The following is a 24,570-nucleotide window of genomic DNA, read 5'->3' on the forward strand; positions in this document are numbered from 1 at the left end:
TGTTTCTACTGGTTTTCGGGTTTAACACAACACAGATCCGATGATGTTGCGTAGGCAAAACCAGTAGTAACCCGTTTTCTTTACGCCCGATGGCACTTCTAGATACTCTGAGTAATTGGGCTGAACGCGCCGACGACGCCCTGACCCGCACCCGCGCCCGCCTGGGTCTGCTGCATCCGCTGCAGCTGATTCCGTACCGCAGCTACGGCACGCCGGAGCGCCTATACGTGAAAGGGCGCCTGCTTACCGATAAAGGCATTAAGGAGCCGGACCCGGCTGATTCGCGCTGGCACAACCTACTGAACATGTACCGCCGCTTCGACAGCAACGAAATCAGTGGTGCCCAACTCAGCGTGCTGCCCGCCGATGGCACCGATCATACGGTAATATCGGATGAAGAAGGGTATTTCACGCTGAATCTGGCCCCGGACGCGTTGCCCGAGCCGGTTGACTACCTATGGTACCCGGTGGAGGTGCTGCTGCGCAAAGCCCCCGCACCATTCCCAACCCCGCCGGGCCTCAATACCCAGGCCATGGTACTCATCCCGCCGCACGATGCGGAATACGGCATCATCTCCGACCTCGACGATACCGTTATCCAGACTTCAGCCACGGATTTGCTGCGCATGGCCCGCACGGTGCTATTGCGCAATGCCCGCTCCCGGTTGCCGTTTAAGGGCGTAGCCGAGTTTTACCGGCAGCTACAACTGGGCCGCAACGGTAAGCGCAACAACCCGTTCTTCTACGTCTCGTCCTCGCCCTGGAATCTGTACGATTTGCTGGAGGATTTTCTGCACCTGAATGATATTCCCCCCGGCCCGCTCCTGCTCCGGGATATGGCGCTGAAGCGCAAAGAAGCCGGCGCAGCTTCTGAGCATCACGGGCACAAGCTTAAGGAAATCGACAACCTGCTCCTCACCTATGCCAAACTCCCCTTCGTCCTCATCGGCGACTCGGGACAGGAGGACGCCAATATTTACCGGGAGGTAGTGCGCCGCCACCCCGGCCGCGTGCTGGCCATTTATATCCGCGACGTGAACCTGCCGGAGCGGGCAGCTCTGGTGCAGAAGGTAGCGGAAGAGTTGCGAGACGAGAAAGTGGAAATGTTACTGGTAGAGGATACGGTACAAGCCGCCCGGCATGCTGCCAACTCGGGGCTGGTATTTCAGGATGCTATACCCGCTGTGGAGCAGGAAAAGCAAAAAGATGAAACGGACCCAGAAGAGGACGGCCTTGATGGCGAAGGCACCGGCAAACCGGTAATGCGCTGAGTGAGCGGCTGAATTGTCGGGTGGGTGAATAGCTGAATTGGGCTATTATTGAAGCAGTTTAGCCATTCAGCCATCCGACAATTCACCCATTCAACTCGAATGGTCGGCTACCACTACCCACTGCCCGTTGATACGGCGGAAGACCAGCAGAAAATGTCCCTGCAGGTCGCCGGCGGCGGGGCGGGCCAGGTGCCAGCGGCCAATTACCTGCGCGGCGTCCGGGCTGAGGGGCTGAATCCGGAGGTTGCTGAAATCCAGTTGGCCCATGGCGGCCGGCGTGGGGTAGCTGCGCCGGTAATTATCCAGGGTGCGCTGCCAACCGTAGGTCAGGCCGCTTTTACCGATAAACACCAGGGAATCGTTCTGCCAGTAGCCCTGCATAAATCCCGCCACGTCGCCGCGGTTCCAGGCGGCCGTCTGGGTGGTGAGCACCTGCCGGATGGCCTGGCGGGCGGCGCTGGCAGAGGCCGGGGAAAGTGGCCGGGCAGCCGTGCAGGCCGTGAGCAGCGCACCGCCAAGCAGCAGGTAAACAACGTATTTCATACAAATTGGAGCGAGTAGAAATACGAAGAAACACAAAACGCCCGCCTTTCGCATATCGAAGGCGGGCGTTTCCGGTGCCGGATTTTCCGCACTGCTATTTATTGTCCATCAGCTCCTGCACATACACTGAGCCACGCAGCTGCCGCATCCGGCGCAGCACGCGCCGCTGCTTGGCCCGCGCCTGCGGCCCCGGATTGCTGGCCCGAAACCGCAACGGATTGGGCAGCACCCCCGCCAACAGCGCCGCTTCCTGCGGATTCAGCTGGCTGGCTGATTTGTGGAAATACCGCTGCGAAGCCGCTTCGGCCCCGAAAATACAGTCGCCCATTTCGGCCACATTCAGGTACATTTCCATAATGCGGCGCTTGTTCCAGAGCAGCTCAATCAGCAGGGTAAAATACGCCTCCGCCGCTTTGCGCACGTAGCTGCGGCCGTGCCACAGAAACACATTTTTGGCTACCTGCTGCGAGATGGTGCTGCCGCCCCGCAGCTGCTTTTTGCCGCTCATGTTTGATTTGGCCGCCTTCATCAGGGCGTCGCCGTCGAAGCCGTGATGCACCAGGAAACGCTGGTCTTCGGCTGCCACCAGAGCCAGCGGCAGCTGCGGCGACACGTCCTCCAGACTCAGGAAACTGTAACGGATCCGCCGGTCGTTTTCCTGGATTCCATAGTAGCCTTTGCCGACTGGCGCGTGGGCCCGGCGGTCCAGCATCAGCCAGGTGGCCGGCGGACTTACCCAACGGTAAATCACTACCCAGGCCACGGAGGTCAGAAATAACGCGGCTATTACCTGAACTGCCACTCTGCCTACCCGTCGGGCGGTTTGCCTGTAATCTGTCACGAGTGTAATTGCCTGAATTTAGTTGGGCCCAATGCGGAAGCCGGCCGTAAAAGTAGCGGCTGATGCAGCACAATTGGTTTTCCGGGGCAGCATTTCTGCTGATGTCGGTTAGCCAAACGGGCAGCCTGCTTGTTATAGCAGAAGCTTTCGGGATGCGGCCGGCTGTCACGTCAGGATTATTTCCGCATATTGGCAGCCGCCCGGCCCCGACGGCCGCAGGTTTTTCTTTCTCCCCTGCTCTCCTCTCACCCAACCCTCCCACTGCAATGCGTCAGCTGGCCTTATTTCCGCTCAATCTGGTTGTATTTCCGGGAGAAAAGCTCAACCTGCACATTTTTGAGCCCCGCTACCGCCAGCTGGTTCACGACTGTCTGCAGGACAATATCACCTTCGGTATCCCGCCCTATATTAATGGTGGCGTTAGCACACTGGGCACGGAAATGCGGCTGATCAGCATCGAAAAAACCTATCCAACCGGGGAAATGGACATTCGTACCAAGGCCATTGGGCTGTTTCAGGTGCGGGAGTTTTTCCATGAGCTGCCCGGTAAGCTGTATGCCGGCGCCACTGTGGAGCCCCTACCCGATGATGACGCCGCTGACCTAGTGATGCACCACCAAACCCGCCGGCTGATTCAGCAGCTGTATGATGTGCTGGGGTTACGGCGGCTGTTGCTGGAGCTGCCCGACAACTTCCGGGCCTATGAGGTGGCGCATCATCTGGGCATGAGCACCGAGCAGGAATACCAACTGATGGAAGCGGCAACGGAAGTGGAGCGTCAGCAGCTGGTACTGGCTCACCTAGAGCATGTGCTGCCAGTACTGCTGGAAACCGAGCGACTTAAGGAACGGGTACGCCTGAATGGCCATTTCAAAAATCTGACGCCTCCCACTTTCTAGGCCTTTCTCGGGGGTAGCCATCCGTCGGCTCCACGGGGTGGCAGCAAACTGCCGACTATTTGCGTACAGTAGCTACTCACGCAACTTTATTTCCGTGGTGGTTTCTTCTTTTGCTTTTTATGCGCTGTTGGTTTTCGCCGGGCTTTTACTGCTTTGGCTGCTGAGCCGGTACATGGAAGAGCGGCGCTACCGGCGGCGGCCGTACGTGGCCCCGGCCTGCAACGACTGGGCCATGCAGCCAGTACCGGAGGAACCGCCGCTACACCGCGTGGCCCTGCTCGGCGACCCGGGCGCAGTGGCCACCACCGGCTCCGACCCAGTGTTGCAGCTGCTGGAACAATGGCAGCAGGAAACCGGACGGAGCGGTACTATCATTATCCTCGGCGACAATGTTTATCCGGTAGGCATGCCGCCGCTTCACCACCCCAGGCGGCCCCTGGCAGAGGCGCGCTTCGATGCACTGCTGGATAGCCTGCGCCAGTTTGCGGGCAACGTGGTGCTGCTCAGTGGCAACCACGACTGGAACAAGGGCCGCCCCGATGGCTGGGAATATCTGCGCCGCCAGGAAGCCTACGTGCGAGAAAAGCTGCCCTCCGCTCACTATCTACCCGCGGATGGCACGCCTGGCCCCGTTACACTGCAGCTGGCCCCCGGTTTGCTGCTGATTGTGCTCAATACGCAATGGTGGGTACAGCGTGGCGCCCGCCCGGCCGCCAATGCCAAAGAGCCGTTCCGTCAGCTTCGGCAGCTACTGGAAGCCAACCGCCACCAGCGGGTGCTGGTGGCAGGCCACCACCCGCTGTACTCCAATGCTCTGCACGGCGGCAAATTCACGGCCAAGCAGCATATTTTCCCATTCACCACCGTACATAAACGGGCGTATGTGCCCCTGCCGCTTATTGGCTCACTGCTTCCACTGTACCGCAAGCTGGTAGGTGCGGCCGAGGATATGGCGCACCCCCGCTACCGCAAAATGCGCCGCCGCCTGCTACGGGTGCTGCACGATTTTCCGGATGTGGTGTACGCCGCCGGCCACGACCATAACCTGCAGTATTTCCAGCGCCACGGCGGGCATTACCTCGTAAGTGGGGCCGGCAGCAAAACGGCTTTTGTGCAGAAGGGCGGACAGGCCACCTTCGTGCACGAGCATACCGGATTTTTCAGCGTTGATTTTTACCCCCGACAAACCTGGCTACGTACGCTGGAGCCGGGCGCTGCTTCGGAGGTGTTTCGGGTGCGCCTATACCCTGCCCGAGCCGCCGCTGCCCCGGTTGTACCGTTGCCTAAGCGCCTGGAGCACCTGCTCAGCCGCTAAGCTTCAGTTGGCACCGGAACCAGCACCCGCAGGCTGCGGGGCTGAATCTCTACGTCAACCGGCGTGGGCAGCTGGTGGGGCTCACCATCTACCTGCACCAGCACCTGCCCTGCACCCGACACCGCAATACGGGCGTGGCGGCACCGTAGCCGCCGGGTGTAGTCCGATTCATCAAAGTCGCTGGTATACAAGCGGTATAGCAAACCCGGTGCGGCGGTATTGGGAAAGGGCGCAATCAGGCACAGTTCAAACTCGCCGTCATCCAGCCGACTGTTCGGGTTGATAACCACGTTGCTCCCGAACGTGTTAGCATTGGCAATAGTCAGCATGAAGGCTTCGCCCTCCCAGGTTTCCCGGTCGGTTTGGATATGATACGAGGCGGGCTGGTAGGCGGCATATTCCTGCGTGGCAATGCGCACGTAGGCCCCGGGGCCGCGCACATCACCTTCATCAAACTTCTGCACAATCAGGGCATTAAAGCCGATATCGGCCAGATGCGCCGCGAAAAGTCCCCCTACCCGCAGCGTATCCAGGGTGCGCACTGTATATTCCCAGGTGAGGCGCAAAGCGGCCGGCACATCCTGCGGTATTCCCAGATCCTTCGACAGCCCATTACCGGACCCCAGCGGGATAATTCCCAGCGGCAGCGCACTGCCACTCACGGCCTCCGCTACCAGGCTCACGGTACCGTCGCCGCCGGCCGCAAACACGGCATCGTAGCGGTGCTCCGCGAGGTGGCTGGTAAGGTGCGCCAGATCGTTCTGCCCGGTGGTGTGGAAGAAGGCTGCCGTGCGGCCCCGTTCAGTGCAATACGCAGTGATGGTACTCTCCAGCGCCGTCTTGTCAACGTCACCGGAAATCGGGTTGAGTACAAACAGCAGGTCCCGGAGTTGTGCAGGCATGAGCAATGAAAATGAACAGCAATAACGGTCAGAGATGCCTATAAAAATATAGCCAGCAAAGTGCTGGCTATATTACTTTCAAAACTAAGGGCCGCTAAGGCTTCAGGTTGGCCGGCAGCCCCTGCGGATAATCGGCGGCAATATCCCGCTGCAGCTCCTGTATCCGGTTGCCGGGGTTGGGGTGGGTGCTCAGAAACTCGGGCGGACTGCTGCCCCGGTTTTCCTGCTCCAGCACTTCCATCACCTGAATCATAGCCCGGGGATCGTAGCCAGCGGAGGGCGTAAAATCCACGGCCAGTTTATCGGCTTCCAGCTCATCCTCGCGGCCGTAGCGCAGCGTCAGGAGCTTGCCCACCATAGCGGCGGCGGCGGCACTGGCGGCAGTACCGGGCCGGTCCGGGTCGTAGAGCCCAATGGCGGCGGCCCCGGTGAGGCCATTGGTGAGCTGTGATTTAGCCACCTGCTCTGCCGAGTGGCGGGCTACTACGTGCCCAATTTCATGGGCCAGTACGCCGGCCACCTGGCCTTCCGTTTTCAGGTTTTTCAGCAATCCGGCCGTGATGAATACCTGCCCACCGGGCAATGCAAAGGCATTAATAGTATTCTCATCTGCCAGCAGGTGAAACTGGAATTTGTAGGGTGTCTGGCTGGCTTTGGTGCTCCGTACAATCTGCTGGCCAATGCGCTCCACAGCGGCTCCGGCCTTCTGGTCGGGGTGAATGCCGCCGTATTGCTGCGCCATTTCCGGAGCAGCCTGCAGGCCCAGGGCTATTTCCTGCTCCGCCGACATATTCACGTGCTGGACTTCGCCGGTTACTTCATTTTTCTGCGTGTTGCAGTAGTAGGGAATGAACGCAAAGGCGGCCATTACCAGGGCTATTATGTAGCGAAGATTGCCTCTCATGACTGGTTGTAGGGAAGGGAGTGGGAAGTGCGAATCCAGGACAAAACGTCCTTTGCGACTTGTAACGCGTCGTTTTTTGTAGGGTTGCCCGGAGCTCTGAAACCCAAAATCCAGCGATGCACGTATCAGCCCGTATTCCGGCCCCTCTGGCAGGTGGCTTCTCTCCCTCACCGTAATTTTCCTGCGTCATGAATCAGAAACGCACATTCGGCAGTATCCTCACCGTACTCGGTATCATTGGTATCATTCTGGGCGCACTGGGCTTCCTCGGTATTGGCGGCCTTGGCCTAGGCAAGATGAACTCTCTGGTTCCCTTCGTAGTAGGCCTGATCTTCTTTTTTGCGGGTATCAACCTGGTGCGCACTACCAGCGACCGGGCTTAGCCCCTCACCCCTTTCCGCCTAAACCCATGCGGCCCCGCCTCTGTTGAATTCAGGAGCGGGGCCGCATGGGTATTTTTCTCTTCGATTGCTCTTTAGCCGGGGCGCTGCAATAGGCCGCTGTGCTGCGCGAAGGCCAGCAGCGCGCCATCCAGCTGCAGCCACTGTGACTGATAGGCCACACCCGTGGGGGCGTTGGCAAACACTACTGTACCACTTTTTATGGAGCGAATAATACCGGGGGTTTGAGCAACTGGTAACGCCGGGCATCCCTGGCTACGGCCCAAACGGCCGTGCTGCCGCACAAATGCCGGGCTTACATACTCGGCCCCGTGCACCACTACTGAGCGGGACAGCGCATTGGTGTTATAGCCTTCATCAACCCCTTGTAGCTTCAGGGACAGACCGTGTTTGCCCTGGTACGTAGTGCCGGTAACGTAAAAGCCCAGGCTGCTCATCTCGGAGCCTTCCTGATTAGAAAATGACTGAGCGTACTCCGCACCGGTATTTTTGCCGTGGGCTACCAGCGTGTGGTGCAGCAAGCGTCCCTGGGCCAGATCAACCACCCACAGCCGTTCCCGGGTACTGGATTGGCTGAAATCAATAATGGTGATGGTGTGGCATTTGCTGCTGACAGTACCACGCTGCTGCAGATTATAAAACCCCACGAGAGCCTTCCGGTACGTAACAAGTGGTAATCCGGCGTTCAGCAGCCCGGCCCGGGTGTAGGTAGCGGCTATGTGCTGCTCAAACGCTGCCATATACAGGCTTCGTTCAGGAGCACTCAATACTGTTGTTGCGGGGGCCTCCTCCACGGGAGCAACCGGACCTGGAGCTGAAACGGCCCCCGCAGAAGTAAACCAGGACAAACACGTCAGGAAAAGACCGGCGGCAACAGTCGGCAAATTCGTCATCGGCTAAAGTAGTCGGGGCGAAGTAAATTGAGGTAGCTTGCGAAGCAGTACTGCTATGGGCCGACCAAAAATAGCACTTTTACTTTAAGCAACCTCGCCCTGCTCAACTACTTACCCATGAAAACCGTTCCTGTTTCTCTGTTTAGCCCAATTTTTTTTTTAGCGGGCACGCTGGCGTTATTTGGCTGCGGCCATGCGCTACCCAGCATTCCCGAGTTCAATTCTACCACCTGGCGCGCCGACCAGTACGGCTGCCGTGACCAAAGGGCTGCGCTCCTACCGGTACTCGAGAAGCACCGAAACGACCTATATGGGGCCAGAATCAACGATATTACGGCTTTACTTGGTCACCCTGATGAAGAAGAGTTGGGGGAGCAAAGCGACAAAGTGTACATCTACTACGTTGCCCCCGGCATGCATTGCGCCACCGGTCATCCCCGCTCCGCCCGCAACCGCCTTCTTATCCGGAGTGGTGCCACTGGCACCGTTACCGAAGTAATCCTACCAGTGTTAAAAAAATAAATAATATGATTTTATTTATTTTTGCCAGTAATACGCGCCCTCGTCTGCCATCTTAAAAATTTTATCACCAACCAGAACGGCCATCAGTTCCTAGGAGCTGATGACCGTTCTGGTTGGTGATACTGTGATTAAAAGCCGTCTACCCCAGTCCACCATCGGTGGGATTAGTGGGTTGAGGAGGAACCGCGTCACGCTGCCGGTCATCGTGAAACATACTCAGCTGTGAAGGAGTCAGGATGCGGCTGCACTCCGTTTCATACTGCGACTCAAGCTCCGCCAGCTTCGCGTTGCGCTCCAGCGGAGAGTCATAATATTGCCACTGAATTTCTTCGACCCGGGCCAGCTTGATTTTGTTTACGGCCCGTAGTTGGATGATTTGCGCTTCATTAAGTTGAAGCTGCTCACTCATCGTACGGGTTAGCCGTTCAACCTGAGCAGCAGATGGTTCCGTTGTTCCTGGTCGTTCAGCGTATCGGTCTTTGAGTTGTGCTTGGGCGGCCGTACTAAGACCGGCCAGAAGCAGAAGCAGAAAAAGAGCTTTCATGAGAAAACGGTGGAAAGCAGGCAGGTGTGTACTTGACATAAGAGCGGTAATGCTGAATGAACCAAACTTTCCCAAAGAAAATTCCAACTCATTTGCGGCTCTTTGAATACAAAAATATATTTATTAAATCATAAAACAAGATATTTATAGAATTTAAAGACAATTTTATATAGAAATAATTATCTTAATATTCGGATCTTTCCAGGTATATATCACAAAAAAGCCGGACTGATGGGTCCGGCTTTTGAACTTTGAGCAGTGGCCCATTATTCCAAACCAGTCATGGGCTTATGATCCGGGCTTTTGTAGTACTGCATGGCAATCAGGGAAATAATCACACCAGCCATTGCGCCCTGCAGGATAATGGCCAGAAAGGCAATGGTGACGGACAAATCAAAGCCAAACAGATCCTGGGCCCGGATGCCATCCATAATATGCCGGTTCAGCACTCCGGCATACAGAATAAAGAAGAAGCCGAAAGCTATGGAAGCAACACCGGCCGTGATGATGCCAGTGCCAAAACCATGCAAATAAGGCATGCGTCCGTGCCGGTAGCGTTTGTAGTGCACAATGGCCATACAAATGCCAATAACCATAATTACGCCATTCAGGAAGCTTAGCTCAATCCGCTCGGCAAGGCCAAAAAGCGAAGCCAGCAGGAAATACAGCATCATGCCCCCAGCCGTAAACAGGCCGTAGCGGACACCGTTGGTCTCGGGAGTAAGGTGAGTGGTGGCCATAAGACGAAACAGTTAAGTGGTGGAAGAGAAACCCATTGGCCGGAAGCACCCGGAACTCGCGGCAGGTACCCGCTTGTTCTGAACAAGCATCTGCACAACGTATCCGGCGCGCTGCCCGCTTTCTTTCTATACAGTACTGATAGGTAGCTTGTTGTGAAATGGGGTTGTTTTTTTCGGCGGTCAGGTCGTTTACCGGTAAATTTCCGGCCGGGCAGGGCAATTTGTGTACTTTTGCGGGCCGGTTGGCCAACTACCGGCTCTTTCGGGTTCTTCCGCACTACTTTTTATGATCAGCACCTCCAACGTAAGCCTGCGCTACGGCAAGCGCATATTGTTTGAAGACGTTACCATCAAGTTCATGCCCGGCAACGTGTATGGCCTGATCGGGGCCAATGGGGCCGGAAAATCTACGTTTCTGAAAATCCTGTCGGGCGAGATTGAGCCGAATACCGGCTCGGTGGATATGCCCAAGGGTGCCCGCCTGTCGGTTCTGAAGCAGGACCAGTTTGCAGCCGATGCCTTCCCGGTGCTGCAAACCGTTATCATGGGCCATACGCGTCTGTGGAAGGTAATGGAAGAGAAGGACGCGCTTTACGCCAAAGCGGATTTCTCGGATGCCGATGGTGAGCGGGCCGCCGAACTGGAAGGCGAGTTTGCCGACCTGGAAGGCTGGAACGCGGAGTACGAAGCCGCCGAACTGCTGTCGGGCCTTGGCATCGGCGAAGACAAGCACCAGACCCTGATGGCCGACCTGGGTACCTCCGATAAGGTACGGGTACTGCTGGCACAGGCCCTGTTCGGTAACCCCGATGTGCTGCTGCTGGACGAACCCACCAACGGCCTAGACGCCGAAACGGTACTGTGGCTGGAAAACTTTCTGGATTCATTCCAGAACACGGTTATTGTAGTAAGCCACGACCGTCACTTCCTGGATGCGGTGTGTAACTACATGGCCGACCTGGACTTCTCGAAAATTACCATGTACCCCGGCAACTACTCGTTCTGGTACGAGTCGTCGCAGCTGGCCCTGCGTCAGCGTCAGGAGGTGAACAAGAAGACGGAAGATAAGCGCAAAGAACTGGAGGAGTTTGTGCGCCGTTTCTCGGCCAACGCTTCCAAATCCAAGCAGGCTACCTCGCGCCAGAAACTGCTCCAGAAGCTCACGCTGGAAGAAATCAAGCCGTCGTCGCGCAAGTACCCGTACATTGCCTTCAAGCCGGAGCGCGAAGCCGGCAACCAGTTGCTGACGGTAGAAAATCTGAGCAAGTCGGTTGATGGACAGGTGATTTTTCGCAACGTATCCTTCTCGCTGGATAAGAAGGATAAAGTAGCTGTCATCAGCCGCGACGACCGGGCAGCCTCTCTCCTGTTCGACATCCTGTTCGAGCAGATTAAGGCGGATTCCGGCGACTATAAGTGGGGCACTACCATTACGCCTAGCTATTTTCCCAAGGAAAACACCGAGTTTTTCGATACCGACCTGAACCTGGTGGACTGGCTGCGCCAGTACAGCACCGAAAAGGACGAATCGTTTATCCGGGGCTTCCTGGGCCGCATGCTGTTCTCGGGTGAGGAGTCGCAGAAGAAGTCGAACGTGCTGAGTGGTGGCGAGAAAGTGCGCTGCATGCTTTCCAAAATGATGATGGAAGCCGGTAACGTACTCGTACTCGACGACCCGACTAACCACTTAGACTTGGAAAGCATTACGGCCCTGGATAACTCCCTGCGTGATTTCAACGGCACGCTGCTGTTTGCCTCCCACGATTTGCAGGTAATTCAGTCGGTAGCCAACCGCATCATTGAACTGACGCCGGATGGCATCATTGACCGCCGCATGAGCTACGAGGAATACCTGGCCGATGACAACATCAAAACCCAGCGCCAGCGCATGTATCAGTTGGTGTCGTAATTACGTTACTGCAAGCATTATGAAACGACATCTGTTCCTGATGCTGATAAGTGGGGCCGGCCTGGTTGGGCTGGCCCCTACCGTTTCAGCCCAAACCACCGATACCACGCGCACCGTGAAGCCCCAACTGAACACGGCCCCTCCCGGGTCGGCACCGGCTCCCACGGCTCCACCCGTATACCAGCCCGCGCCGGTACAGGCTCCGGTGCCCGACCGCAACGTACCGGCCTCCAACGCCCCCTATGACCCCAGCCGGCCGTCAGGAATGGATCTGCCGCAGCGCCCCGGCGTAGCGGCTCCCGCCCCACCTCTGCGCCGCTATTTTCTATACACCAACTTTGGTCTGGGTTTCAACAGCTACAATGGCTACAGTCAGTTTAGCGGCAGTCTGGCGCCGGCCATCGGGTACCGGTTCACGGAGCGCTTCGCAGCGGGCCCCGGCATATCGTACGCCTACAACAGCTATTCCTTTAGCGGCCTGCCAACCATCAAAACCAACAGCATCGGGCTGAAGGCATTTGCGCAGTTTATTGCCTATAAAGAGTTTTTCCTGCACGCTGAATATGAGGTAACCAATGCTGAAACACTCGGCATTGACTATACCACCAATACCGTCTTCACCTACAAGCATACGGTACGCACCCCACTGGCTGGGGCGGGCTACCGAACCCGCTTCAGCGACCGGGCCGCCGCCGATATTGTGGTCCTGTACAACTTCAACGACGGGTTCGATGACATCTATGGCCAGCCAGTCATTCGGTTCAGCTTTCTGTTTGATCTGAAATAGCAGCCTTGTGCAACACAAAAAGCCCCGCTCATTGCTGAGCGGGGCTTTTTGTGTTTTTGGACTTTATTTATCCCAGCTACCAGAGTGGAATACGGGTGCCGGAGCTATACTGCTCTACCGCCGCGTATTACGCGCAGCAGAATAGCAATGATGGCAATTACCAGCAGAATGTGAATCAGGCCACCGCCAACGTGCATACCGAAGTAGCCAACAGCCCAGAGAATGACCAGAATTACAGCGATGATATACAGCAGATTTCCCATGGTGAAAGAGGAGAGAGTAAGTGGAAAAAAGGGAGAGTGGGTTTGGTGGCTTCTGAAAGCAGATTGGGTGATGGCGCTTCAGGAGCCGTTCTGCGGTTTTGTACGCGGGAGTTCCGGCAAAAGGTTTTGGAAGCCGATTTATTTTTCTCTTTCTGAGTTGTACAATACGTTATAAAAAGCCTATTCAACGCTACAAACGCAGTTTTACTATGGTAAAAAAACTATAATCAGACAGCAGAATATCCTGATACTGCAGCCTTGGGTGCGAAAAGTTTCGGCGTAGCTTTGCGGCACCCAAACCCGGAAACGGGTTATTTCCCACCCTTCTTTTTTCGCATATGCACCAGATAGCTGTTATTGGCTCGGGCACCATGGGCAATGGTATTGCCCACGTTTTTGCCCAGCACGGATTCTCCGTTTCCCTCATTGACATCAACCAGACGGCTCTGGACAAAGGGCTGGCCACTATCGACAAGAACCTCGACCGCCAAATAACCAAAGGCACGCTTTCGGCTGACGACAAAACCGCCACGCTGGGCCGCCTGAAGCTGTTCACGAGCATTGCTGAAGGAGTCCGGGAGGTGGAGCTGGTAGTTGAGGCCGCCACGGAAAACATTGACCTGAAGCTGAAGATATTCCGGGAACTGGACCAGCACGCACCCGCCAACGCTATTCTGGCCTCCAATACGTCGTCTATTTCCATTACCCGCATTGCAGCCGTTACCCAACGGCCCGCACAGGTTATCGGTATGCACTTCATGAACCCGGTTCCTGTAATGAAACTGGTAGAAGTGATTCGGGGGTACGCTACTTCCGACGAGGTAACGCAGCAGATCATGGACCTGTCGCGGCAGCTTAACAAAACCCCCACCGAGGTGAACGACTACCCGGGGTTTGTAGCAAACCGCATCCTCATGCCGATGATCAATGAGGCCATTATCAGCCTGTTTGAAGGAGTGGCCGGCGTGGAGGAAATCGACACGGTGATGAAACTGGGTATGGCGCACCCCATGGGCCCACTGCAACTGGCCGATTTTATTGGTTTGGATGTGTGCCTGGCGATTCTGCGGGTGCTGCATGAGGGCATGGGCAACCCCAAATACGCCCCCTGCCCGCTGCTGGTAAATATGGTAACGGCTGGCCGGCTGGGCGTAAAATCGGGCGAAGGATTCTACTCCTGGACGCACGGCACCAAAGAGCTGGTAGTAGCTGACCGGTTCAAGAAATAACCTGGCCGCAAACAGACTTGCATTCTAACGGACGCCTTACACGCTGGTAGCCACTTGGGTATCAATGTGTAAGGCGTCTGCTTGTTTCGGCTGGTAAACAACCCGGACAGATGTAAACTTTTTTCGCCCAAAATGCCTTTTGTACGTATGCTACGAGCTATTCTAACGGTTATGCTCGGCCTGGGGCTGCTAAGTGCAGCATTGGCGCAGCAGACCGTTATTCCCTCATCAACTACGAAACTCAAACGAATGGAACAGGCAACATTTGGAGCCGGCTGCTTTTGGTGCGTCGAGGCCGTTTTTCAGGACCTCAAGGGCGTGGACAAGGTAGTATCCGGCTACATGGGCGGGCGTATTGCCAACCCTACCTACAAGGAAGTGTGCAGCGGCCTTACCGGTCATGCCGAGGTAGCCCAGATTACCTACGACCCCACGGTTATCAGCTTTGAGGAGCTGCTGGAAGTATTCTGGAAAACCCACGACCCAACAACCCTCAACCGCCAGGGCGCGGATACCGGTACGCAGTACCGCTCGGCGGTTTTCTACCACAACGAGGAGCAGCACCGGCTGGCTGACGAGTACAAGCAGAAGCTGAATGCCGCCCACGCCTTCCCGAACCCCATTGTGACGGAAATTGTGCCGGTAACCACCTTCTACGCCGCCGAGGATTACCACCAGAATTACTACAATCAGAACGGTCAGCAGCCTTACTGCCAGTTTGTTGTAAAGCCAAAGGTGGACAAAGTGCGGCAGGTATTTGCCGATAAGCTGAAGACCGAAAAGGCTTCCGTTCGGTAAGAATCAGTTATTACAGCCAAAAGAAAAGCCGCTTCGAGCAATTCGAAGCGGCTTTTCTTTTGGCTTGTAAACAGGATTACTGCTGCTCTACCAGATCAATCTGGAAAGGGCCATGCTCCCGCCCCAGGGCATAAAACATAGCTACCTGGTTCATGAGGGTGCGGGCATACAGATCCAGAGCCCGGGTTTCCAGGATCTGGTTGTTTTTCACGATGATGAAGCTTACCAACTCTCCCGGGTAGGCACCATCCTCGCCCAGCGGCGGAATGGCCTCGAAGGGCGAGAAGTTTTTCACTGGAATAAATTCTCCTTTAGGCAGCTCCATCAGGGTTTTCTCACCGTACGGAATAAAGCCCTTCAGGTGCGAGTAGCGGTAGTTGGGGTTCCATACCCAGCTCCCGTTGAAGATGTAATACTCATCGGTACCCAGCCGCAGAAAGTCGCGCAAGGATACGTTCACGCCTACGCGCCAATTGGTACGCTCCTCCAGGGTCTGCTTGATGATGCTTAGCCGGGTCGGGTCGGACGTGTCGGTGAGGGGCTGGGTCATGCGGGCCTGCGCCACCAGCTCGCAGCCGGCATACAGGTTCAGCAGTTGCTGCCGCCACGCGTTCTGAGCACCCAGATGATAGGCATCGGCGCGGGTGAACTCAAAGAAATTGTGGGTGTACGGGCCGGCAATGGCCACTCCGTCGCGGCCGTTGGGCTCGGCCCATTCTACCAGAAAGCACGGGCGGTTGCGGCCATCTACCCAGGGCAGGTCCCGGTTGAAGGCAACGCGCGTTTGAATGGTATCAGGTTCAATGCCCAGCTCCTGGGCTACGTAGTCGCGCACTTCGTCGCGGGCCTGAGCGGCCGATACAACTGATTTGTGGGTACTCATCAAGCAAAGAGAAAGAATAGACCGGCGGCCCGGCAGGAATTGGTTTCGGCCACGGCCTACAATGTTAAGCAGTTAATCACGGATTTAAACGGATTTTTCGGATTTCCAGGATTCATCCGCCGTGGCTTCTGCCGCAGGTTCGCTTGCAGGCCGTCATTCTGCTAAGATAACTGCTGACTATCTGAATTCTGTTGACACAGACACGCCCGGCCGGCTACGAACAGCCAGCCGGGCGTTCCGGAGTTCTACATTACAGGGTGCACCCTGCTGCTTCTGGCTTAAACGGCCACGTTGTGCTCCCGCAGCGCGTCGTTGAGGGAGGTTTTCAGGTCGGTGCTGGGTTTCCGCTGGCCGATGATGAGGGCGCAGGGCACGTGGTACTCTCCGGCCGGGAACTGCTTGGGCAAGGAGCCCGGAATAACCACCGAGCGGGCCGGCACATAGCCCCGGTATTCCTTCGGCTCGGTGCCAGTCACATCAATAATCCGGGTGCTGCCCGTGATGGTGACGCCGGCCCCGATAACGGCCTCTTTACCTACAAAGCAGCCCTCTACCAGAATGCTGCGGGAGCCTACGAAAGCCCCATCCTCCACAATAACCGGAGCAGCCTGCACCGGCTCCAGCACACCGCCAATGCCTACGCCACCGCTCAGGTGCACGCCGGCCCCGATCTGGGCGCAGGAGCCTACAGTGGCCCAGGTGTCTACCATTGTACCCTCGCCTACCCAAGCGCCAATGTTCACGTAGCTCGGCATCATGATAACGCCGGGAGCCAGGAATGCACCGTAGCGGGCTACGGCCGGGGGCACCACACGCACACCCTGCTGCTCGTAGTTGGTTTTGAGCCGCATCTTGTCACGGAATTCAAACGGACCCAGTTCAATAGTTTCCATCTGGCGGATGGGGAAATACAGGATGACGGCCTTCTTCACCCAGTCGTTTACCTGCCAATCCGCACCTTCCGTAGCCCCGGGCTGTGCCACGCGCAGGCGGCCTTTGTCGAGTTCCTCGATAACGTGCTGAATGGCCTCCGTAGTGGCCGTTTGTTGCAGGAGGCTCCGGTCGTTCCAGGCAGCCTCAATCAGATGTTGTAGTTCAGACATAGTAAGGGGTCAGTTGCGGGTTGCGGGCGGCGGGCGGCGGGTTGCCGGAACAGACTTTTTCCTAACAACCCGCCGCCCGCAACCCGCAACTACTAAATCAAGCGGCCCAAAAGTACCATCTTCGTATTCAATATGCCGCCCTCTCCCATCATTTTGCTGGCTTCTGTGCTCAAGCCTCTCAACGATACCCGTATGCTGGGGAAGTTTGGGCGCACCCTGGCTGAGCGGCCCCATACCCAAGTGCACGTGGCCGGGCGCTTCGCTCCTGCTCCGGCCCAGTTGCCCGCTAATCTGCACACCCACCCCTTGCTGCACGGTACCCGGCTGAGCATGGCGCGGGTGGCCGCGCAATGGCGCTACTGGACGCTTCTGCACAGGCTCCGCCCTACTACGGTGGTGGTACATGCTCCGGAACTACTTCCCCTTACGGTGCTGTGGCAGCTTCTGGGCGCCGGCCGCCGCTTCGTGTACGACGTGCGGGAAAACTACGCCCTCAACATCCAGACGCAGGCCGTGTATCCGGACTGGGCCAAGGGGCTGCTGGCCGGCCTGGTACGCCGCCTCGAAACTCTCGCTGCCCGTCGGGCTGCCGCCGTGCTTCTGGCCGAGCGTAGCTATGCCGCTGAGTTGCCCTTTGCACAAGCGCCCGCGCCGGAACCGTTTATCATCGAAAACAAGTACCAGCCGTATGATGCGGTTCCACCCGTCTGGCCCCGCCGGCTGCCTCCCGTTACCGAGCCGCTGCGGGTGGTTTACTCCGGTACTATCTCCGAGTTGAACGGCGTCTGGGAGGCTATCCGGTTTATCAAGCTGCTCCAAACTGCTTGGCCGCTGGCGCAGCTGACCATTATTGGTTTTTGCCAGCAGCCGGGACTGCTCCCTCTGCTGGAAGTCGCCATACGCACCTCGGCCGGGGCCGTCCGGCTTGTGGGTGGCGCGGCGTTGGTGCCGCACGAGCAGGTGGTAGCCGAAATCCGGCAAAGCCATCTGGGGTTACTGCCTTATCGTCCTCATACCAGCACGGCCCGCTGCATTCCCACCAAGCTGTTCGAGTATCTGGCCAATGCGCTGCCGGTTATTGTGCCGCCCAACCCGCTGTGGGTTTCGCAGGTAGAAGCCGCGCAGGCGGGGTTGGTTTTTGATTTTCAACAGGAAACGTATCCGGAAGCGCAAGCCCTGATTGCGCAGCTGCAAACTACTATCTTTTACCCGCTGGGCCCACCCACTGAGGCCTTCTGGACTACTGAGGCGGGAAAGTTGCACCAGCTGATGGATTCTATCCGGTAACTACCGACCTTTGCGGCCCGTTTACGGAGCAGGCTACCGATTTTTTTTACCTTCGGCTCAACTTCTCGGACCGCTCTGCCCCGCAAATTCCCCTACTGATGAACAACACTCTCCGACACTCTGAAATTGCCGGCGTTGGTCACTACGTGCCTGAGCGCGTGGTTACCAATGCTGATCTGACCACCCTCATGGACACCACCGACGAGTGGATTCAGGAGCGCACCGGTATCCGGGAGCGGCGCTGGTTTGAGGAAGGCAAGGATACCACAGCCAATATGGCTGCCAACGCCGCGCGCAAGGCCCTGGAAATGGCTGGCCTCACGCCCGATGATGTGCAGATGATTGTGTTTGCCACCCTCTCGCCCGATTATTTCTTTCCGGGCTCGGGCGTGCTGCTGCAACGTGAGCTGGGCATCAAAGACCCCATTCCGGCCTTTGACGTGCGCAACCAGTGTTCCGGCTTCGTGTACGCCCTGAGCATGGCCGACCAGTTCGTGAAAACCGGTATGTACGACACGGTGCTGGTGGTTGGCTCCGAAATCCATTCCTCGGGCCTCGATATCAGCACCCGTGGCCGCGGCGTGTCCGTTATTTTCGGGGATGGCGCCGGCGCAGTGGTCCTGCGGCCCAGCACCCGTGAGGGTCACGGCATTTTGAGCACACACCTGCATTCCCAGGGCGAACATGCCGAGGAGCTGATTGTGAAGGAGCCGGGCTCCAACCGCAACAACCGGGTGGAGTATGTAATGGCCAACGAGCTGGACATGTACCCATACATGAATGGCCAGAATGTGTTCAAGCACGCCGTGGTCCGTTTCCCCCAGGTTATCCGGGAGGCTCTTGACCAGAACGGTTACGAGTCGAAGGACATTGATATGCTGATTCCCCACCAGGCCAACCTGCGCATCACCCAGTACGTGCAGCAGAAAATGGGCCTCACGGACGACAAAATCTTCAGCAACATCCAGCGCTACGGTAATACCACGGCTGCCTCTGTGCCCATTGCTTTAAGTGAAGCCGTACAGGAAGGCCGCATCAAGCGCGGCGACCTGGTGTGCCTGGCCGCCTTTGGCTCTGGCTTCACCTGGGCTTCTGCTTTGATAAAGTGGTAGGCTTCGCCAATTAAAAATTGAGAGTTAAAAATTAAAAAATGGCCGTTCCTGACCTGTCTGGAGTCATGGAGCAGCCATTTTTTAATTTTTAATTCGTAATTCTTGATTCAAAAAAATGCCCAGCTACACCGAGGAGAACTACCTGAAGGCCATATATAAGCTGTCGGAAGCCCACCCCGGCACGGAGGTTAGCACCAACAGCGTAGCCGAGGAACTGCAGACACGCCCCGCTTCGGTTACTGATATGCTCCGGCGGCTCGGCGAAAAAGGCCTCCTGCACTACACCCGTTACCGGGGCGTTTCACTTACTGAGGAAGGCCGTCGGCTGGCCTTGCTCACCATCCGCAAGCACCGGCTTTGGGAAGTGTTTCTGGTGCAGCATTTCGGCTTTAACTGGGATGAGGTGCACGACGTAGCCGAGCAGATGGAGCACATTGATTCCGACCTGCTGGTGCGCCGCCTCGATGAGTTCCTGGGTTTCCCGCAGCTGGACCCCCACGGCGACCCAATTCCAACGGCCGATGGTGTGCTGCACCGCCCCCAGCACCGACTGCTTTCCGACCTGCGCCCCGGCGACCAGGGCCGGGTAATAGCCGTCAAAAACACTTCGGCTCCGTTTCTGCAGTATCTTGATAAAGTGGGTGTAAACCTGGGCACCACTATTGAAGTAATAGATAAGGTTACGTTCGATAATTCCTTAGAAATCAAAATAAATAATCAAATTAAGTATCTGATATCCGCTGAAGTCAGCCGTAACTTGCTCGTATCCGATTAAGAGGATAAAGCGAGCCATAAGTGCTATTCACGCCAGCAGCGGCCGGGCAGTAGCTGGCAGCGTGTACCTTTGTTGCCAGAACCATTTTTCAGTGCCGTGGCCGCAGCTATTCCCGTTTCTCTTACCGACACCATTGTTGCCCTATCAACTCCGCCGGGCTCCGGAGCTATTGCGTTAATCCGGCTGTCGGGGCCCGATGCAGTGCGGTTGACGGATTCGGTGTTTGCCGGCAAGCGCCTACGCGACCAGCCCAGCCATACCCTGCACGTGGGTACTGTGCGCGACGGAGACCGAATTCTGGACGAAGTGGTGATATCCCTGTTCCGGGGGCCACACTCCTACACCCGCGAGGACGTAGTGGAAATCAGCACCCATGGCTCCGACTATATTGTACAGGAAGTGCTGGGGCTATTGCTGCGCAGGGGGGCCCGCTTGGCCGAAGCCGGCGAGTTCACCAAGCGGGCCTTCCTGCACGGGGCCTTCGATCTGGCCCAGGCCGAAGCCGTAGCCGACCTCATTGCCTCCGACTCAGCACTGTCGCACCAGGTAGCTATGCAACAGATGCGCGGCGGCTTCTCCCAGGAACTAAAGGACCTGCGCGGCCGACTGGTGAAGTTCGCGGCTCTGCTGGAGCTGGAGCTGGACTTCGGCGAAGAAGATGTCGAGTTTGCGGACCGCACCGGTCTGGTGCAGCTGCTGCAGGAAGTGCAGCAGCTGGTGCGCCGCCTGCTCCGGTCGTTTGAGCTGGGCAACGTCATCAAGAACGGCGTAACCACTGTTATTGCCGGCCGACCCAACGCGGGCAAAAGCACCCTGCTCAATGCGCTGCTTAACGAGGAGCGCGCCATCGTGTCGGACGTGGCGGGTACCACCCGCGACCTGATCGAGGATGAGGTTAGCATTGCCGGCATCCGCTTCCGCTTTGTGGATACGGCCGGTCTGCGCGACACCGCCGATGTAGTGGAATCCATTGGTGTGGAACGCACTCTAAAGCGGGTAAAGCAGGCCGCCTTAGTTGTATATCTGTTTGATATTACGGCTACTACCCCAGCTGAGCTTCAAGCAGAAATTGAAGCCCTTCACTTACCTGCCGAAGTGCCCGTCCTGGCCGTAGGCAATAAGCTGGACGTAGCTTCCGATGCGGAGCAAGAAGCCTTTCAACACCGCTCGGATACTATTCTCATTGCCGCCTCCCGCGGCGACGGACTGGATGAGCTGCAGGAACGGCTGCTGGAAAAAGTGCGCGGCGAAGGCCTGGACCGCGCCGGTTCCAGCACTATCGTCACCAACCTGCGTCATGCGCAGAGCCTAGAACTAGCTGCCCGGCACCTGGAAGCCGTCCTGACCGGGTTGAGCGCCGGCACCGGTACCGAGCTGCTGGCGGCCGACCTGCGGCACGCCCTTGCCGCGCTGGGCCAGATTACCGGTGAAATCAGCAACGACGATTTGCTGACCAGCATCTTCACCGAGTTCTGCATTGGGAAGTAGACAGAACTTCCGGCATCGTTTGCGGGGAAAAATACAGTTAGTCAGGTAAAAACCTTGTGCGGCATGCCGCATTTTCAACCCGTGGGCCGTTTCTTTGCGCTTTCCCCATCTCAAACAACAACCTGAGGTTGGTTGTAGTATAGGCGATAAACTCTCATGGGGTTTCCGGCTGAACCGGTAATTCTTTAGTTTCGCCCTGCAACCCACCCTTCACCCCACTTTTATGGCAGAATCTGCTGAACTGATCCTCGACGGGAAATCCTATTCTCTCCCCGTCATTGAAGGCACCGAGCAAGAAAAAGCCTTTGACATTGGCAAGCTGCGGGACCAGACCGGTTACGTAACCCTTGACTCGGGATACAAAAATACCGGGGCCACCAAAAGCGCCATTACCTTCCTCGACGGTGAGGAGGGCATTCTGCGCTATCGGGGCTACCCCATTGAGCAGCTGGCCGAGAAATCGTCATTCATTGAAGTGGCCTATCTGCTGATTTATGGCAAGCTCCCCACCCAAGCGGAGCTCGACAACTTCTCGGAGCAGATTACCAAGCACACGCTGGTGCACGAGGATGTGCGCAAGATTTTCGACGGCTTCCCGTCGGCGACGCACCCGATGGCCATTCTGAGCAGCCTAATCTGCGCGCTGACCGGCTTCTACCCCGAAAGTCTGTCGCCCAACCTGTCGGCTGAGGAAATTGACCTGAACGTGATTCGCTTGATGGCCAAGATTTCGACCATTGCCGCCTGGACGTACAAGAACAACATGGGTCACCCGCTGAACTATCCGCGCAACGACCTTGACTACTGCTCCAACTTCCTGTACATGATGTTCAGCTTCCCCACGGAGAAGTATGAACTCGACCCACGCATCGTCAGCGCCCTCAACAAGCTGCTCATCCTGCACGCCGACCACGAACAGAACTGCTCAACCTCTACGGTACGTCTGGTGGGCTCGGCCAATGCTTCGCTCTACGGCTCGGTTTCGGCGGGTATCAACGCCCTGTGGGGCCCGCTGCACGGCGGCGCTAACCAGGAGGTGATTGAGATGCTGGAAGCCATCCAGAAGGACGGTGGCAATACCCAGAAATGGGTGGATAAAGCCAAAGACCCCAACGACTCGTTCCGTCTGATGGGCTTCGGCCACCGCGTGTACAAGAACTTCGACCCGCGCGCTACTATTATCAAGAAGGCTGCCGATGACGTGCTGACGGCCCTGGGCCTGGAAGACAGCCCGCTGCTGAAAATTGCCAAGGAACTGGAGCAGGCTGCCCTCACCGATGAATACTTCATCAAGCGCAAGCTCTACCCCAACGTCGACTTCTACTCCGGCATCATCTACAAGGCCATTGGCATCCCCACCGAAATGTTTACGGTGATGTTTGCCCTGGGTCGCCTGCCCGGCTGGATTGCCCAGTGGAAGGAAATGCGTGAAAACAAAGAGCCTATCGGCCGCCCACGTCAGATCTATACCGGCGAAACTGAGCGTGATTACGTGAGCATCGACTCCCGCTCGTAATTCTTCCGAGACACTACAAAACAAAAAAGCCCGCATAAGCGGGCTTTTTTGCGTTACAACCGTTGCTTTATACAACAGTGTATAACCTGTTATAAATCAGCGCATGTTGACTGCCGTGAAATTGGTTTTCATTTCTTCATAGGCCATCATGCGCTTTGGTCCCAGTACGGCAGCCAGGTCCCACTCATAGCGCATCTGCACCTCGGCCATAGCCTTGTCCATTTCAACGGCATCATTGGCAAACTGCTTGCGCAAATCGGCCATTTCCGTGAGCAGCCGCACGTTTAGGGCCCGGACTTTTACATATTGGCCTTCCGTGAGCTTCGTACGCTCTGCTATTCGACGGGTCATATCAGTAGCACGGGCGGCAACCTTGCTACCGTCGCCGGGGCTGGCCTGCACAGAAGTGCCGGCAATGGCCATTGATACAAAAACGAGGCATGCGAATACTTTTTTCATAAGAAACGATGGTGAGTTGGTGGGAAGAAACGAGTGTAATGAGTAGTGCTAACTGTAGTACCGTATGTAAGTATATAGTATTTTTATAACTATGTCAATATTTATTTTAATAAAATAATTAAAAGGGAGCCTGCATATGCAGGCTCCCTTTCCGTCCTAGCGCGGTACTTCACTGAGGGCTGTCATGCTGGCCCGATTCCGCTGGTACAAAGCCAGCTGGTTCGGCTGCAACAAGGAAGCCAAGTCTGACTCGTACTGCTGCTGGGCATCCACGATGGCGCGGTTCTGCATTTCCGCGTCGTGCAGAAACAGAGCCCGGGCAGAGAGCAGCTCCTGCAGCAGCCGCAGGTTCAGAGCCTTCACCTGCACATACTGTCCTTCATTCAGGTGTATGTGCTGCGACAAGGAGCGCGTCATGGCAACGGCACGGGCCTGCAGGTCACGCGTGCCGGGGCCTGGAGCCGCAAGCAACCGGTGCGAAGCCAGTGCAAGCACTGCCATTACCAGGGGTATCGTCAGCTTTTTCATGGGTTTGGGAATAGGGTTTTGGGAAGGGTGTAACGGGAAAGCTGCCCGGGCCTAGTGCTGGCCCAGCGCAGTCATGTTCGCGCGGCTTTCCTGGAACAGCGCCAGCTGAGCTGGCCGCAGCAAGGAAGTCAGGTCATTCTCGTACCGAATCTGGGCATCGGCCAGGCGCTGATCGAGAATGGATGGATCGGCGGCGAAACGGATTTTGAGGTCTTCCATTTCCAGCAGCATGCGCATGTTCAACTGCTTTACCCGCAGGTACTGGCCTTCATCAAGGCGCACTTTCTCGGAGATGGAGCGGGTAAGCGCCGTGGCCCGGGCCTGAATACTGGTTGCGCCGTCGCTGGTAGTACCAGCCAGCACCACACTCTGAACGCCTAGCAGCAGACAGGCAAAAAGCGTAGTCTTTTTCATAAGGGGAAGCGTGAAAAATGGAACAGTAGATGAAAAGTGAAATCCGAAAAAATCCCCAGATCAGTGCTTTACCACCGAGACGGTGGACCGGCATCCTCTCCGGTAGGGGAGGTGAGGATATCCAAACATAACAAGTTTAATTTAATAATAAAAAGATTTTTTATAATTTTTCTAATCAAAAGCTTCTTCTGCACTAAATCACCCTGTTCAGCATCAGTCTTTTAATTGTGCTATCAGAAAGAAA

The 24,570-nt window shown here is 56.6% G+C and carries 27 protein-coding genes; 14 read left to right on the plus strand and 13 right to left on the minus strand.

All coding sequences use genetic code 11. The features are described 5' to 3' along the window. Positions 1-89: 89 nt before the first annotated feature. On the plus strand, positions 90-1,271 hold the full coding sequence (locus tag EI291_RS19140; RefSeq protein ID WP_125423892.1) for an App1 family protein: 1,182 nt from the start codon (positions 90-92) through the stop codon (positions 1,269-1,271). A gap of 90 nt (positions 1,272-1,361) precedes the next feature. Here EI291_RS19140 and EI291_RS19145 read toward each other — a convergent pair whose 3' ends face one another. Further along, positions 1,362-1,814, minus strand: a complete 453-nt coding sequence (locus EI291_RS19145) for a YybH family protein (protein WP_125423893.1) — start codon at positions 1,812-1,814, stop codon at positions 1,362-1,364. Between the two features lie 94 nt (positions 1,815-1,908). Next, positions 1,909-2,655, minus strand: coding sequence for a monofunctional biosynthetic peptidoglycan transglycosylase (mtgA, locus tag EI291_RS19150; protein WP_125423894.1), 747 nt, complete (start codon positions 2,653-2,655; stop codon positions 1,909-1,911). A gap of 266 nt (positions 2,656-2,921) precedes the next feature. Here mtgA and EI291_RS19155 point away from each other — a divergent pair, with 266 nt between their 5' ends. Both EI291_RS19155 and EI291_RS19160 read left to right on the plus strand, forming a co-directional pair. Beyond that, positions 2,922-3,554: an LON peptidase substrate-binding domain-containing protein gene (locus tag EI291_RS19155; protein WP_125423895.1), complete on the plus strand. Its 633-nt coding sequence runs from the start codon at positions 2,922-2,924 to the stop codon at positions 3,552-3,554. 97 nt (positions 3,555-3,651) lie between these two features. Further along, a complete protein-coding gene (locus tag EI291_RS19160; RefSeq protein ID WP_125423928.1) occupies positions 3,652-4,869 on the plus strand; it encodes a metallophosphoesterase in 1,218 nt (405 codons plus the stop codon). On the opposite strand, the gene EI291_RS19165 is transcribed toward EI291_RS19160, so the two are convergent. Both EI291_RS19165 and EI291_RS19170 read right to left on the minus strand, forming a co-directional pair. Further along, a complete protein-coding gene (locus EI291_RS19165) occupies positions 4,866-5,771 on the minus strand; it encodes a diacylglycerol/lipid kinase family protein (RefSeq protein WP_125423896.1) in 906 nt (301 codons plus the stop codon). The two genes, EI291_RS19160 and EI291_RS19165, sit on opposite strands and share 4 nt — an antisense overlap. Positions 5,772-5,865: 94 nt before the next feature. Continuing rightward, on the minus strand, positions 5,866-6,675 hold the full coding sequence (locus EI291_RS19170; RefSeq protein ID WP_125423897.1) for a M48 family metallopeptidase: 810 nt from the start codon (positions 6,673-6,675) through the stop codon (positions 5,866-5,868). Positions 6,676-6,863: 188 nt separating this feature from the next. Between EI291_RS19170 and EI291_RS19175 the strand changes: the two genes are divergently transcribed. Continuing rightward, on the plus strand, positions 6,864-7,058 hold the full coding sequence (locus EI291_RS19175; RefSeq protein ID WP_125423898.1) for a hypothetical protein: 195 nt from the start codon (positions 6,864-6,866) through the stop codon (positions 7,056-7,058). Positions 7,059-7,150: 92 nt separating this feature from the next. On the opposite strand, the gene EI291_RS19180 is transcribed toward EI291_RS19175, so the two are convergent. Then, positions 7,151-7,816 (minus strand): murein L,D-transpeptidase catalytic domain family protein, encoded by a 666-nt coding sequence (locus EI291_RS19180; protein ID WP_170172724.1) that lies wholly within the window; start codon positions 7,814-7,816, stop codon positions 7,151-7,153. 270 nt (positions 7,817-8,086) lie between these two features. On the opposite strand from EI291_RS19180, the gene EI291_RS19185 reads away from it, so the two are divergent. Then, the gene (locus EI291_RS19185; RefSeq protein WP_125423900.1) at positions 8,087-8,491 is read left to right on the plus strand and encodes a hypothetical protein; all 405 of its coding nucleotides are present in this window, start codon (positions 8,087-8,089) and stop codon (positions 8,489-8,491) included. A gap of 139 nt (positions 8,492-8,630) precedes the next feature. Here the strand turns inward: EI291_RS19185 and EI291_RS19190 are convergent, their stop codons facing one another. Both EI291_RS19190 and EI291_RS19195 read right to left on the minus strand, forming a co-directional pair. Further along, entirely contained in the window at positions 8,631-9,035 is a 405-nt protein-coding gene (locus tag EI291_RS19190; RefSeq protein WP_125423901.1) for a hypothetical protein, read from the minus strand. A 266-nt stretch (positions 9,036-9,301) separates the two neighbouring features. Further along, entirely contained in the window at positions 9,302-9,775 is a 474-nt protein-coding gene (locus EI291_RS19195; RefSeq protein ID WP_125423902.1) for a DUF4199 domain-containing protein, read from the minus strand. A gap of 286 nt (positions 9,776-10,061) precedes the next feature. On the opposite strand from EI291_RS19195, the gene EI291_RS19200 reads away from it, so the two are divergent. Together EI291_RS19200 and EI291_RS19205 are read left to right on the plus strand one after the other, a co-directional pair. Beyond that, on the plus strand, positions 10,062-11,684 hold the full coding sequence (locus EI291_RS19200; RefSeq protein ID WP_125423903.1) for an ABC-F family ATP-binding cassette domain-containing protein: 1,623 nt from the start codon (positions 10,062-10,064) through the stop codon (positions 11,682-11,684). A gap of 19 nt (positions 11,685-11,703) precedes the next feature. Further along, positions 11,704-12,471, plus strand: a complete 768-nt coding sequence (locus tag EI291_RS19205) for a hypothetical protein (RefSeq protein ID WP_125423904.1) — start codon at positions 11,704-11,706, stop codon at positions 12,469-12,471. Between the two features lie 104 nt (positions 12,472-12,575). Here the strand turns inward: EI291_RS19205 and EI291_RS19210 are convergent, their stop codons facing one another. After that, positions 12,576-12,734, minus strand: a complete 159-nt coding sequence (locus tag EI291_RS19210; protein ID WP_125423905.1) for a lmo0937 family membrane protein — start codon at positions 12,732-12,734, stop codon at positions 12,576-12,578. A 338-nt stretch (positions 12,735-13,072) separates the two neighbouring features. Between EI291_RS19210 and EI291_RS19215 the strand changes: the two genes are divergently transcribed. Together EI291_RS19215 and msrA are read left to right on the plus strand one after the other, a co-directional pair. Further along, entirely contained in the window at positions 13,073-13,963 is an 891-nt protein-coding gene (locus tag EI291_RS19215; RefSeq protein ID WP_125423906.1) for a 3-hydroxyacyl-CoA dehydrogenase family protein, read from the plus strand. A 249-nt stretch (positions 13,964-14,212) separates the two neighbouring features. Further along, positions 14,213-14,761, plus strand: coding sequence for a peptide-methionine (S)-S-oxide reductase MsrA (msrA, locus tag EI291_RS19220; protein WP_125423907.1), 549 nt, complete (start codon positions 14,213-14,215; stop codon positions 14,759-14,761). Positions 14,762-14,837: 76 nt separating this feature from the next. On the opposite strand, the gene EI291_RS19225 is transcribed toward msrA, so the two are convergent. Together EI291_RS19225 and EI291_RS19230 are read right to left on the minus strand one after the other, a co-directional pair. Continuing rightward, positions 14,838-15,644, minus strand: coding sequence for a hypothetical protein (locus EI291_RS19225; protein ID WP_125423908.1), 807 nt, complete (start codon positions 15,642-15,644; stop codon positions 14,838-14,840). Positions 15,645-15,922: 278 nt separating this feature from the next. Next, positions 15,923-16,747 carry a 2,3,4,5-tetrahydropyridine-2,6-dicarboxylate N-succinyltransferase gene (locus EI291_RS19230; protein ID WP_125423909.1) on the minus strand — a complete coding sequence of 275 codons (825 nt, stop codon included), beginning with the start codon at positions 16,745-16,747 and terminating at the stop codon, positions 15,923-15,925. A gap of 132 nt (positions 16,748-16,879) precedes the next feature. Between EI291_RS19230 and EI291_RS19235 the strand changes: the two genes are divergently transcribed. From EI291_RS19235 to EI291_RS19255, 5 genes are all read left to right on the plus strand, one after another. Continuing rightward, positions 16,880-18,034, plus strand: coding sequence for a glycosyltransferase family protein (locus EI291_RS19235; RefSeq protein ID WP_125423910.1), 1,155 nt, complete (start codon positions 16,880-16,882; stop codon positions 18,032-18,034). Between the two features lie 98 nt (positions 18,035-18,132). After that, positions 18,133-19,146 (plus strand): 3-oxoacyl-ACP synthase III family protein, encoded by a 1,014-nt coding sequence (locus EI291_RS19240; protein ID WP_125423911.1) that lies wholly within the window; start codon positions 18,133-18,135, stop codon positions 19,144-19,146. 115 nt (positions 19,147-19,261) lie between these two features. After that, the gene (locus EI291_RS19245; protein WP_125423912.1) at positions 19,262-19,921 is read left to right on the plus strand and encodes a metal-dependent transcriptional regulator; all 660 of its coding nucleotides are present in this window, start codon (positions 19,262-19,264) and stop codon (positions 19,919-19,921) included. 96 nt (positions 19,922-20,017) lie between these two features. Then, positions 20,018-21,409, plus strand: coding sequence for a tRNA uridine-5-carboxymethylaminomethyl(34) synthesis GTPase MnmE (mnmE, locus tag EI291_RS19250; protein WP_125423913.1), 1,392 nt, complete (start codon positions 20,018-20,020; stop codon positions 21,407-21,409). Between the two features lie 223 nt (positions 21,410-21,632). Continuing rightward, positions 21,633-22,925, plus strand: a complete 1,293-nt coding sequence (locus tag EI291_RS19255; protein WP_125423914.1) for a citrate synthase — start codon at positions 21,633-21,635, stop codon at positions 22,923-22,925. Positions 22,926-23,021: 96 nt separating this feature from the next. On the opposite strand, the gene EI291_RS19260 is transcribed toward EI291_RS19255, so the two are convergent. The 3 genes from EI291_RS19260 to EI291_RS19270 all read right to left on the minus strand — a co-directional run bounded on the left by EI291_RS19260 (position 23,022) and on the right by EI291_RS19270 (position 24,326). After that, positions 23,022-23,384 (minus strand): hypothetical protein, encoded by a 363-nt coding sequence (locus EI291_RS19260; protein ID WP_125423915.1) that lies wholly within the window; start codon positions 23,382-23,384, stop codon positions 23,022-23,024. 156 nt (positions 23,385-23,540) lie between these two features. After that, a complete protein-coding gene (locus EI291_RS19265) occupies positions 23,541-23,912 on the minus strand; it encodes a hypothetical protein (RefSeq protein ID WP_125423916.1) in 372 nt (123 codons plus the stop codon). A gap of 51 nt (positions 23,913-23,963) precedes the next feature. Continuing rightward, positions 23,964-24,326 (minus strand): hypothetical protein, encoded by a 363-nt coding sequence (locus EI291_RS19270; protein WP_125423917.1) that lies wholly within the window; start codon positions 24,324-24,326, stop codon positions 23,964-23,966. Positions 24,327-24,570: the final 244 nt, after the last annotated feature.

Source organism: Hymenobacter rigui, from assembly GCF_003944715.1.
GTDB lineage: Bacteria > Bacteroidota > Bacteroidia > Cytophagales > Hymenobacteraceae > Hymenobacter > Hymenobacter rigui.